7 protein-coding genes are annotated in these 12656 nt (G+C 45.3%); all 7 read right to left on the reverse strand.

All coding sequences use genetic code 11. From position 1 onward, the window contains the following. Positions 1–405 (reverse strand): GTP-binding protein (locus A3766_RS03275; RefSeq protein ID WP_156508650.1); only part of this gene is annotated, 405 nt, incomplete at its 3' end. 45 nt (positions 406–450) lie between these two features. Next, a complete protein-coding gene (gene fusA, locus A3766_RS03280) occupies positions 451–2547 on the reverse strand; it encodes an elongation factor G (protein WP_068509922.1) in 2097 nt (698 codons plus the stop codon). A 64-nt stretch (positions 2548–2611) separates the two neighbouring features. Further along, positions 2612–3082, reverse strand: a complete 471-nt coding sequence (gene rpsG / locus A3766_RS03285) for a 30S ribosomal protein S7 (protein WP_068509920.1) — start codon at positions 3080–3082, stop codon at positions 2612–2614. 153 nt (positions 3083–3235) lie between these two features. Further along, a complete protein-coding gene (gene rpsL / locus A3766_RS03290) occupies positions 3236–3610 on the reverse strand; it encodes a 30S ribosomal protein S12 (RefSeq protein ID WP_068456027.1) in 375 nt (124 codons plus the stop codon). Positions 3611–3792: 182 nt separating this feature from the next. Continuing rightward, a complete protein-coding gene (gene rpoC, locus A3766_RS03295) occupies positions 3793–8007 on the reverse strand; it encodes a DNA-directed RNA polymerase subunit beta' (protein ID WP_068553379.1) in 4215 nt (1404 codons plus the stop codon). A gap of 88 nt (positions 8008–8095) precedes the next feature. Beyond that, entirely contained in the window at positions 8096–12166 is a 4071-nt protein-coding gene (gene rpoB / locus A3766_RS03300) for a DNA-directed RNA polymerase subunit beta (protein ID WP_068507426.1), read from the reverse strand. Between the two features lie 284 nt (positions 12167–12450). Further along, positions 12451–12656: 50S ribosomal protein L7/L12 (gene rplL, locus A3766_RS03305; protein WP_068641675.1), on the reverse strand; the 206-nt coding region annotated here is incomplete at its 5' end.

Genomic DNA, 12656 nt, shown 5'->3' on the forward strand with positions numbered 1-12656 from the left:
CAAGAATACTACAATGTAAGGTACACCTACCTGACGAGACAAAAGGATGTGCTCACGAGTCTGAGGCATAGGACCATCAGTCGCACCACAAACCAAGATAGCACCATCCATCTGAGCAGCACCTGTGATCATGTTTTTAACATAATCGGCGTGCCCTGGGCAGTCAACGTGAGCGTAGTGACGATCAGTTGAATCATACTCAACGTGAGACGTCGCGATAGTGATACCACGCTCTCTTTCCTCTGGTGCATTATCGATGTTTGCGAAATCAACCTTCTCACCACCGAATACTTCTGCACATACACGCGTTAGCGCTGCTGTCAAAGTTGTTTTACCATGGTCAACGTGACCAATAGTACCTACGTTAACGTGCGGTTTATTACGTTCAAATTTTTCTTTAGCCACGGTTACACCCCTTTTTCTATGCTACCGACTTTAGTTTAATTAAGACTACGATTTATTAATAATCACTTCTGCAACCGCTTTTGGCGCTTCTGAATAAGTCAAAAACTCCATCGCGTAGGTTGCGCGACCCTGTGTTGCGGATCGCAAATCTGTTGCGTATCCGAACATTTCAGATAAGGGAACTTCAGCATTAACCACCTTACCAGCGGCGCTCTCTTCCATACCCTGTATGAGACCTCGGCGACGATTTAAGTCACCAACCACATCTCCCATATTCTCTTCTGGCGTTACCACTTCAACCTTCATAACCGGCTCAAGCAATACCGCACCACCTTCTGATGCCAACTTTTTAGTCGCCATACTAGCAGCAATTTTAAATGCCATTTCATTAGAGTCGACATCATGAAAAGAGCCGTCATAGAGCGTCGCCTTCAAACCTAGCAACGGATAACCAGCCAGAATACCGTTTTGCATCTGCTCTGCGATACCCTTTTCAACTGCCGGGATAAACTCACGCGGCACAGCACCACCAACAATCTCATTTACAAACTCTAAACCTTCTTCGCCATCCGCTAAGGGCTCAAACTTAAGCCAAACATGCCCATACTGACCACGCCCACCTGACTGACGAACAAATTTACCTTCAATATCACTAATATTTTTAATCGCTTCACGGTAAGCCACCTGCGGCTTACCAATATTTGCCTCAACACTGAACTCACGCTTCATGCGATCAACGATGATATCCAGGTGCAATTCGCCCATTCCGGAGATAATCGTCTGGCCCGTCTCTTCATCGGTTTTTACTCTAAACGAAGGATCTTCCTGCGCAAGCTTACCTAGGGCAACACCCATCTTTTCCTGGTCTGCCTGCGTACGAGGCTCCACTGCAACCGAAATTACAGGCTCTGGAAACTCCATACGCTCAAGCGTAATCTTGTTCTCAATATTACATAGCGTTTCGCCAGTAGTAACATCCTTAAGGCCGACCGCAGCTGCAATATCTCCAGCCAATACTTCTTTTATTTCTTCTCGGTCATTTGCATGCATCTGCACCATTCGACCAATGCGCTCCTTCCTACCCTTAACTGGGTTATACACGGTATCGCCGGTTTTTAGCGATCCAGAGTAGACCCTAAAGAAAGTCAGAGTACCAACAAAGGGGTCCGTCGCAATCTTAAACGCAAGAGCAGAAAATGGAGCAGAATCATCAGCCTCTCGAGACTCAACAGTCTCGTCATCATCAAGCACACCCTCGATCGCTTTAACCTCTTCAGGAGACGGCAGGTACTCAACAACAGCATCAAGCATCGCCTGAACACCTTTATTCTTAAAGGCAGAACCGCCAATAACCGGCACAATCTCATTCGCCAACGTACGCTTGCGAATCGCCTGCTTTATTTGCTGCTCAGAAAGCTGCTCACCTTCTAAATAAAGCTCCATCAAGTCATCATCCGCCTCTGCAGCGGACTCAACAAGAAACTCTCTCATCTCCTCACACTCATCCAGCAGATCTTCAGGAATCTCTGCGTAATCAAAGGTCATACCCTGATCAGCTTCGTTCCATAAAATAGCTTTCATCTTAATCAGGTCAACCACACCTTTAAACTCGTCCTCTGCACCAATTGTCATTTGCAGAGGCACTGGCGTAGCACCTAGACGATCTTTTAACTGTTCGACTACCATTCGGAAGTCAGCACCTGTTCGGTCCATCTTATTAACAAAGACCATGCGCGGCACTTCATATTTATTAGCCTGCCGCCAGACCGTTTCAGTTTGCGGCTGCACACCTGACGAACCACACAAAACCACAACCGCACCATCAAGCACGCGGAGCGAGCGCTCTACTTCAATTGTAAAGTCAACGTGCCCAGGCGTATCGATAATATTCACGCGATGCTGATCAAACTGTTGCTGCATTCCCGACCAGAAACACGTGGTCGCAGCAGAGGTTATCGTGATACCTCGCTCTTGCTCCTGCTCCATCCAATCCATTGTCGCCGCACCATCGTGCACTTCACCTATTTTATGCGACAAGCCTGTATAGAAAAGAACTCGCTCCGTTGTCGTTGTTTTACCAGCATCAACGTGCGCACAAATACCAATATTTCTATACCTGGAAATTGGAGTCTTACGTGCCAATTTTTTATCCTCTTAAACCCAAAAAGGCCCGCATAAAATGCAGGCCATATAACACTCGTATACCTTAGAAACGGTAGTGAGAGAAAGCCTTGTTTGCTTCGGCCATCTTGTGAACATCTTCACGTTTCTTAACCGCTGCACCCTTACCTTCGGCTGCATCGATAATCTCACCCGCTAGACGCAAAGCCATAGACTTTTCGCCACGCTTACGAGAGTAGTCCACCAACCAACGCATTGCTAGCGCTACCTGACGAGCCGGACGAACTTCAACTGGAACCTGATAAGTAGCACCACCAACACGGCGAGACTTAACCTCTACCATTGGCTGGATAGACTCTAGCGCTTTATCAAACAGCTCTAAAGGATCTTCATGACCCTTTGCTTTAACAGCATCTAATGCACCGTATACAATTTTCTCTGCTACGGATTTTTTACCATGAACCATTACGTGGTTCATAAACTTTGCAAGCGTTTGATTTCCAAATTTAGGATCTGGAAGTATCTCGCGTTTTGCTACGACTCTTCTTCTTGGCATGACAAGCCCTCTTTTAACATCAAAGGTCTTCAGGGTCGCTCAGACATAAAACGAAATATTTCGCCAGTCCGACCTTACTCTTATCCTTCAATCAATTATCTCATTGTTAATTGAAATATTTATGACAATTAACGCTTTCAGACAGACCTAAGACTACCCCTTAGGACGCTTAGCACCGTATTTAGAACGACCCTGACGTCTATCTGCAACACCTGAAGTATCCAAGCTACCACGAACTGTGTGATAACGAACACCAGGCAAATCTTTAACACGACCACCACGAATAAGAACAACGCTGTGCTCTTGTAGGTTATGGCCTTCACCACCGATATACGATGTAACCTCGTAACCGTTCGTTAGACGAACACGACAAACCTTACGCAAAGCCGAGTTTGGCTTCTTAGGTGTCGTAGTGTATACACGAGTACAAACGCCTCGACGTTGAGGACAAGCCTGCAACGCGGGTACGTCACTTTTCGCGACTACACGTTTACGAGGCTTACGTACCAACTGATTAATCGTTGCCATGTAAGCAAACTCCAATATCTATATTTTTAAAAACCGTTTCATTACAAAACGTCAAACTACTATGCCGAAATTGCTGGCACAATAAAGTTGAGGGGCGCAAGTCTAATGACGCCCCCCTCAACTGTCAAGCAATGCGGTGATTTTTTGTTCACCGCACCTGCATCCACTTACTTAACAAGCAATTACTGCTTATTAAGCTCGGCACTCAATGCTGCAACAACATCCTGTGCACTTACACCCAAGCCCTCTTCAGCGATAGGTGCCAACTTCTGATCTTTCTTACGCTTACGCTCTGAGTGGTAAGCCAAGCCTGTACCCGCTGGGATCAAACGGCCCACTACCACGTTCTCTTTCAAGCCACGTAAGTAGTCACGCTTACCTGTTACCGCACCTTCAGTCAGTACGCGCGTTGTTTCCTGGAACGATGCAGCAGAGATAAACGACTCAGTTGCAAGCGAAGCTTTGGTAATACCCAACAACTGACGCTCACACTGCGCAGGCATCTTGTCGTTCGAATCAGCCTCTTCATTAGCTTCCAAGAACTTCACATACTCAACCTGGTCACCCTTGATCAAGTCAGTATCACCAGACTGCGTAATCTCAACTTTACGCAACATCTGGCGCACGATAACTTCGATATGCTTATCGTTAATTACAACACCCTGCAAACGGTAAACGTCCTGCACTTCGTTAGTGATGTATTTAGATAGCTCCACAACACCCAGTAGGCGCAAAATATCGTGCGGGTTAGAAGGTCCATCCGAGATAACCTCACCCTTTTCTACTGTTTCGCCTTCGAATACGTTCAACTGGCGATACTTGTGAATCAATGCTTCATACGGCTCAGCACCATCTTTAGGCGTAATCACTAATCGCTTCTTGCCCTTAGTCTCTTTACCGAAACTAACAACACCAGAAATTTCAGCCAAGATAGAAGGCTCTTTAGGCTTACGCGCCTCGAACAAGTCAGCTACTCGCGGTAGACCACCTGTGATATCACGAGTCTTAGATGACTCTTGAGGAATACGAGCCAAGACGTCGCCTACTTCAACCATGTCGCCATCACGCATATTTAACAAAGCGTTAGCTGGCAAGAATACCTGAATCGGATTATCCGTACCTGGTAATAAGACAGGGTTACCATCTTCATCCACAAGCTGAACCATTGGACGAATATCTTTACCTGAAGATGGACGATCTTTCGGATCGATAATCTGGATATTGGATAGACCTGTTAACTCATCAGTTTGAGTCGTTACGGTAATACCCTCTTCCATTCCAACGAACTGAGCCTTACCACCATTTTCGGTAATGATTGGGTGCGTATGTGGATCCCACTTAGCAACCACACCACCCGCTTCGATCTTGTCACCGTCTTTAGCCGAGATCACAGCACCGTAAGGAAGCTTATACCACTCACGCTCGCGACCATGCTCATCAGCTACTGCTAGCGCAGAAGAACGAGAGGTTACAACTAGGCAGCCGTCTTTACGTTCAATCGACTTCATATTATGCAGGCGGATCTTACCACCATGCTTAACCTGAATATTATCTACTGCAGATGATCTAGACGCCGCACCACCGATGTGGAAAGTACGCATCGTTAACTGTGTACCCGGCTCACCGATTGACTGCGCAGCGATAACACCAACAGCCTCACCCTTGTTAACAACATGGCCACGAGCCAAGTCACGACCATAGCACTGGGCACAAACACCGTGTCGAGTATCACAGGTTATCGCTGAGCGAACCCATACTTCATCAACACCTGCCTTTTCTAGTTCGGATACCTTCTTTTCATCCAAGAAGGTGCCAACAGGCAGAACAACATTTTCTAAATCACCCGGTGCAAAGATATCTTTCGCTGCAACACGACCCAATACACGATCACCTAGTGGTACAACAACATCACCACCTTCAATCATTGGCGTCATTAACAGACCTTCTTTGGTGCCACAATCATCATTGGTCACAACAAGATCCTGGGCAACGTCAACCAAACGACGAGTTAGGTAACCGGAGTTTGCAGTCTTCAATGCCGTATCCGCCAAACCTTTACGAGCACCGTGAGTAGAGATGAAGTACTGAAGTACGTTCAAACCTTCACGGAAGTTTGCTGTGATTGGCGTTTCGATGATCGAACCATCCGGCTTAGCCATCAAACCACGCATACCAGCTAGCTGACGAATCTGTGCAGCCGAGCCCCTTGCGCCTGAGTCAGCCATCATAAAGACTGAGTTAAATGAGTCTTGCTCAACCGTCTTACCTTCACGATCAACGACGGTATCTTTACCGAGATTATCCATCATCGCTTTAGCGACTTTATCGTTAGCTCTCGCCCAGATATCGATAACCTTGTTGTATTTCTCACCGTGCGTCAGAAGACCTGAGGCAAACTGAGTCTCGATCTCTTTTACTTCAGCAGAAGACGCATCGATAATCGTATATTTCTCATCAGGTATAACGAAGTCGTTAACACCGATAGATGAGCCAGAAAACGTCGCTTGAGAAAAGCCTAAATACATAAGCTGGTCTGCGAAGATTACCGTATCTTTCAAACCACATACGCGATATGCAGTATTGATCAACTTAGAGATCGCCTTTTTAACCATCGGGCGGTTAACTAAATCAAATGGTAAGCCATCAGGAAGAATATCGAACAACATTGCTCGACCAACTGTCGTATCTGCAATCAACGACTTGCTTACATTGTTACCGTCTTCATCTTTGGTAACCTCTGTAAGACGAACTTTTACTTTCGCCTGCAAGTGAACTTTTTTCGCACCGTATGCTCTCTGAACCTCTTTAATATCAGAGAAAACCATACCTTCACCTTGAGCGTTTATACGCTCACGGGTCATATAGTACAAACCTAGTACAACATCCTGGGAAGGAACGATAATTGGCTCACCATTCGCAGGCGCAAGAATATTGTTAGTAGACATCATTAAGGCACGCGCTTCCAACTGAGCTTCTAGCGTCAGAGGAACGTGCACCGCCATTTGGTCACCATCAAAGTCAGCGTTATATGCCGCACAAACTAGTGGGTGTAACTGGATCGCTTTACCTTCGATCAATACCGGCTCAAATGCCTGAATACCCAAACGGTGAAGTGTCGGTGCACGGTTCAACATTACCGGGTGCTCACGAATTACTTCAGCAAGAATGTCCCATACTTCAGGTGTTTCACGCTCAACCATCTTCTTCGCCGCTTTGATGGTCGTAGCTAAACCACGATGCTCAAGCTTAGAGAAGATAAATGGTTTAAATAGCTCAAGTGCCATTTTCTTAGGCAAACCACACTGATGCAAACGAAGGCTAGGACCAACAACGATCACCGAACGACCAGAGTAATCAACACGCTTACCAAGAAGGTTCTGGCGGAAACGACCCTGCTTACCTTTGATCATGTCAGCCAAAGACTTAAGAGGACGCTTGTTTGAACCAGTGATAGCACGACCACGACGGCCGTTATCTAGCAATGCGTCCACAGATTCTTGCAACATACGTTTTTCGTTACGAACAATGATATCTGGTGCGCTCAGCTCTAGTAGTCGCTTCAAACGATTGTTACGATTGATCACTCGACGATAAAGGTCGTTCAGATCAGACGTCGCAAAACGACCGCCATCCAGGGGAACCAAAGGACGAAGATCTGGTGGAAGTACAGGCAACACCTTCAAGACCATCCACTCAGGGTTATTGCCTGAGCTGTGGAAAGACTCTAATAATTTAAGACGCTTAGATAGCTTCTTAATTTTTGTTTCTGAGTTAGTCGCTGGAATCTCTTCTCTTAAACGCTCAATCTCTTCTTCTAGATTGATGTTCTGCAGTAAGCTTTGAATCGCTTCTGCACCCATCTTAGCGTCGAACTCATCACCGAACTCTTCAAGTGCCTCGTAATATTGTTCGTCACTAAGTAGCTGACCGTGCTCAAGCGTACTCATACCCGGATCAATAACCATGTATGATTCGAAATACAATACTCGCTCGATATCACGCAAAGTCATATCTAAAAGCATACCAATACGTGACGGCAAAGACTTCAAAAACCAGATGTGAGCAACTGGGCTAGCTAGTTCGATATGAGCCATACGGTCACGTCTTACGTTAGCAAGCGCAACTTCTACACCACACTTCTCACAAATTACACCACGATGCTTAAGGCGCTTGTACTTACCACACAAGCACTCATAGTCCTTGATAGGACCGAAAATTTTGGCACAAAATAAGCCATCACGCTCTGGCTTGAATGTACGATAGTTAATCGTTTCTGGCTTCTTAACTTCACCGTATGACCAAGATCGGATCATTTCTGGAGACGACAAGCCAATACGAATTGAGTCGAATTCCTGAGTTTGATTTTGGTTTTTTAATAGGTTTAATAAATCTTTCATCGGTTTTGCTCCAATTGGAGTTATCTATCCGCGAACGCTTCATCTAGAAGCGCTCGCCTCCGCGTAATTGTTTGTATTGACTTGCGAACTACTCTGATTCCAGCTCGATATCAATACCAAGCGAGCGAATTTCTTTAACAAGTACGTTGAATGATTCTGGCATGCCAGGCTCCATACGGTGATCACCATCAACGATGTTCTTATACATCTTGGTACGGCCGTTAACATCATCAGATTTAACCGTAAGCATTTCCTGTAGCGTATAAGCAGCACCGTAAGCTTCTAGCGCCCATACTTCCATCTCACCGAAGCGCTGACCACCAAACTGAGCTTTACCGCCCAATGGCTGCTGAGTAACAAGGCTGTATGAACCCGTAGAACGAGCGTGCATCTTGTCATCAATCAAGTGGTTCAACTTAAGGATATACATATAGCCAACGGTAACTGGACGATCAAAAGAGTCCCCAGTACGACCATCATATAATTGAACCTGACCACTATCATCAAGACCGGCTAGACGAAGAAGCTCTTTAATCTGAGACTCTTTCGCACCATCAAAAGCAGGAGTCGCCATTGGAACACCACCGCGAAGGTTATGTGCCAGCTCTAGAATCTCTTCATCACTAAAGGTATCCAACGCTTCTTTCTTATCAGCAACACCGTTATAGATTTGATCCAGTAGGCCACGTAGTTCTTGCACTTCTTTCTGCTGTTTAATCATAAGGTCAATTTTCTTACCAAGACCTTTTGCAGCACAACCCAAGTGTGTTTCCAGTACCTGACCGACGTTCATTCGAGACGGAACACCTAGCGGGTTAAGTACAATATCTACTGGGTTACCATGCTCATCATATGGCATATCTTCAACTGGCATAATAACCGAGATAACACCCTTGTTCCCGTGTCGTCCAGCCATCTTATCACCAGGCTGAATACGACGTTTGATCGCAACGTAAACCTTAACTATTTTCAGTACACCCGGTGCGAGATCATCACCAGTCTGAAGCTTACCCTTCTTAACTTCGAAGCGCTCTTCCTGATCTTTACGACGATCTTCCAATTGCGCCTCTGCCTTCTCCAACATCTCATTTAGAGAGTCTTCAGACATACGAATTGTGAACCAATCGCTAGGCTCTAAGCCTTTAAGGTAATCTTCACTAAGGGTATCGCCCTTCTTCAAACCTGGCGCAGAAATTACAGACTGACCAAGCAAAGCTTTTGTAAGACGCTCATAAGTTGCGCCCTGAACAATGCGATACTCATCTTTCAAATCTTTACGGAACTTATCAAGCTGATCGTTTTCAATATCTTTCGAACGCTGATCTTTCTCAACACCGTCACGAGTAAAGACCTGAACGTCGATTACCGTACCACGCGTTCCTGTAGAAACTCGCAGTGAAGTATCCTTAACATCAGATGCTTTTTCACCGAAGATTGCTCTAAGTAGCTTTTCTTCAGGCGTTAACTGGGTTTCGCCCTTAGGTGTTACCTTACCAACAAGAATATCACCAGCACCCACCTCAGCACCGATATAAACGATACCCGACTCATCCAGCTTGGAAAGTGCGTTCTCACCAACATTCGGAATATCGGCAGTAATATCTTCGCTACCTAACTTGGTATCACGCGCAACACAAGTCAATTCCTGAATATGGATAGTTGTGAAACGGTCTTCTTGAACTACACGCTCAGATACAAGGATCGAATCCTCAAAGTTGTAACCGTTCCAAGGCATAAAGGCGATACGCATGTTCTGACCCAAAGCCAGCTCACCCATATCAACCGAAGGACCATCAGCAAGTACGTCACCACGAGAAATTTGCTCACCCTGCTTAACCAAAGGCTGTTGATTTATACAAGTATTTTGGTTTGAACGAACATATTTCGTTAGGTTGTAGATATCTACACCTGCGTCGCCTTGTGCAGTCTCATCATCGTTAACACGAACAACAATTCGGCCTGCATCGACACGTTCGATTACACCACCTCGATCTGCAACGACACATACACCAGAGTCCTGAGCAACAATTCGCTCAATACCCGTACCAACCAATGGCTTTTCAGCACGTAGGGTTGGAACAGCCTGACGCTGCATGTTTGACCCCATCAAAGCACGGTTCGCATCATCGTGTTCCAAGAAAGGAATCAAAGAAGCTGCTACCGATACTACCTGACGTGGTGACACGTCCATATAGTTAACCTTCTCAGGTGGCGTTACTGTAAATTCGTTTTTATATCGAACGTTAACAAGCTCTTCAGTTAGCTTACCGTCTTCACTAACAACAGCACTAGCCTGTGCGATAATGAAGCCACTTTCTTCAATTGCTGACAGATACTCGATCTCGTCTGTTACAACACTGTCAACAACTTTTCTATACGGACTCTCTAAGAAGCCAAAAGAGTTAGTTCGTGCGTAGGTTGCCAAAGAGTTAATCAAACCGATGTTTGGACCTTCAGGCGTTTCGATAGGACAAACGCGACCGTAGTGAGTCGGGTGTACATCTCGAACCTCAAAACCAGCACGCTCACGAGTCAAACCACCTGGGCCTAATGCTGATACACGACGCTTATGAGTCACCTCAGAAAGCGGGTTGTTCTGATCCATAAACTGAGATAACTGGCTAGAACCAAAGAATTCTTTAACGGCTGCAGCGACAGGCTTAGCATTGATCAAGTCTTGTGGCATTAGACCATCAGACTCAGCCATGCTCAAACGCTCACGTACAGCTCTTTCAACACGAACCAAACCAACACGGAATTGGTTCTCTGCCATTTCACCTACAGATCGAATACGACGGTTACCCAAGTGATCGATATCATCAACTTCACCCTTACCATTTCGAATATCGATCAATGTTTTCAAGACATCGATAATATCTTCATTTGACAGTACGCCTTCGCCCGTCTCATCGCTACGTCCGATACGGCGATTAAACTTCATGCGGCCTACTGCAGAAAGATCGTAGCGCTCAGAAGTAAAGAACAAGTTCTTGAACAGGTTCTCTGCTGAATCCTTAGTTGGCGGCTCACCAGGACGCATCATACGATAAATCTCTACCAGAGCTTCAAGCTGATTACTTGTCGGATCGATTCTTAGCGTATCAGACATGAACGGGCCGCAATCTAGTTCGTTCGTATAAATCGTCTCGAACGATTCGATACCCGCTTCAATAATTGTATCGATCACTTCATCAGTGATTTCGGTATTACACTCAACAACCAATTCGCCAGTTTCTTCATTGATCAAGTCTTTCGCTGTCACCTTGCCGTGTAGGTACTCACGTGGAACTTCAAGGTGATTACCAAGCTTCTCAAGCTGTCTGATATGACGCGCAGTAATACGACGACCTTCTTCAACGATAACCTTACCGTCAGCATCTTTAATTTCGAAACTTGCAAGCTCACCACGTAGGCGAGCAGGCACCAACTCTAGCTTACAGCTCTCGCCGGAAATAACGAATGCACTGGTATCGAAGAACATTTCAAGAATTTCTTGTGTGCTGTATTCAAGCGCACGTAGCAAGATCGATGCAGGTAGTTTACGACGTCGGTCAATACGAACAAAAACGTTGTCTTTCGGGTCAAACTCAAAGTCCAACCATGAACCACGGTAAGGAATAACACGAGCAGAGTGTAACAACTTACCAGAAGAGTGTGTTTTACCCTTATCGTGATCAAAAAATACGCCTGGAGAACGATGCAACTGAGAGACGATTACACGCTCAGTACCGTTAACAACAAATGTACCATTTTCGGTCATGAGCGGCATTTCGCCCATGTATACTTCTTGCTCTTTGATGTCTTTGATTGCTTTATTTGATGATTCTTTATCATAAATAATCAATCGAACCTTAACACGCAATGGAGCTGCGTATGTTACACCACGCTGAATACACTCTTTTACGTCAAATGCGGGTTCACCCAAACGGTAGCTCACATATTCTAATGCAGCATTACCTGAGAAGCTCAAAATTGGAAAAACTGACTTGAATGCAGCGTGAAGACCAACATCGTCACGAGACTCTGGGTCATTGTCACTCTGCAAGAAGCTTAAGTACGAGTCTATTTGAATAGACAAAAGATACGGCACATCCATGACGGTTGGTAACACGCCAAATTCTTTACGAATACGCTTTTTCTCTGTATACGAGTAGGCCATTTATATTCCCCAGTTTTGTGACTTAACGGTCTGAATTGTTGAACGGTTGACACCGTTTAATAACAGGCTATGTTTAGAAAGAGATACTTATTGCATGCTCAAGGCTTTGCCAAATATTCCTTTCTAACAAACCTTCTTATAGTTTGTTCTATGATGCTTGTTAGCATCAATATAATGAAAGCTATCTACTAACTAACAACAGAAAAAGGCCGGCAGCAAATGCTACCAGCCAATTTCGTTAGGATGCGTGTGCTTCTGCATGCATCAAATAACTATAATTATAGTTACTTAACTTCAACAGATGCGCCAGCTTCCTCAAGCTCTTTCTTAGCAGCTTCAGCGTCGTCTTTGCTAACGCCTTCTTTAACAGTAGATGGAGCACCATCAACCATTGCTTTCGCTTCTTTAAGGCCAAGACCTGTAAGAGCACGAACTGCTTTGATTACGTTAACTTTCTTATCGCCAGCGCCAGCAAGAACAACGTCAAACT

This window comes from Oleiphilus sp. HI0132 (assembly GCF_001635845.1).